Below are 680 nucleotides of genomic sequence, written 5' to 3' on the forward strand. Positions count from 1 at the left end.
TGAAGGTCAGAAAGTCGAATTTATCATCGTAAGCGGCGATAAAGGCCCTGCTGCTGCGAATGTAACGCTTTGCGATAAATAATATCAGCACACAGCCGCGTTGACGATGATGTTGCTTCTGGCTCGTGGACTGCACAAGCAGTCTACAATCCGATGCTAACTGCTTGTAAATCAGTAAAGTGTTATTGAGGTCAGGCGGCCGCGAAAAACATCGTCTCTTCCACTTCTTGTATGAGTATTTCTTCAGAGACGCTGAGAGGATTTAAACAAAGCGCTACAGTAGGGACAGACAAGCTGGGCCCCCTTTTGTATGCGAGTGAAACTGTGCTCTGACTCTTTAGCGCAGTTTGGACATGAACATTTGACTAAATAATTGCGACGAAGTTGCGAGTTTTTACGTCCCGACATAGGCTGCTCCTGAATGAAAAGGATTGCCACCATACACGTTAAGGCAGGATATTGCTTGCTTTTATTTCCCAAAGAGAGCAAAAAATGGAAAGGAGCCACGCTTCTGGAACATACTTACCTTACACAATCACAAAGAGATATAGAGTGATATATGAAAAAGGTGATCATTTTTTTTAATGCCAACCCCAGCAAAGTCATTATCGTGCTTAAGGGCATAACGTCTGTACGCCAGACATATCCGGATGGTGAAGAAATTAATCTTCAGATCATGA

Annotated in this window: 2 protein-coding genes; one reads left to right on the forward strand and one right to left on the reverse strand. The window is 43.4% G+C overall.

The features are described 5' to 3' along the window. Window positions 1-82, forward strand: an 82-nt coding sequence (locus RE027_RS17970; protein ID WP_368809662.1) for a cold shock domain-containing protein, incomplete at its 5' end; no start/stop codon positions are given. A gap of 161 nt (window positions 83-243) precedes the next feature. On the opposite strand, the gene RE027_RS17975 is transcribed toward RE027_RS17970, so the two are convergent. Continuing rightward, window positions 244-441 (reverse strand): YnfU family zinc-binding protein, encoded by a 198-nt coding sequence (locus RE027_RS17975; RefSeq protein WP_306414190.1) that lies wholly within the window; start codon window positions 439-441, stop codon window positions 244-246. Window positions 442-680 lie beyond the last annotated feature (239 nt).

The organism is Kocuria sabuli (genome assembly GCF_040981185.1).
GTDB lineage: Bacteria > Actinomycetota > Actinomycetes > Actinomycetales > Micrococcaceae > Kocuria > Kocuria sabuli.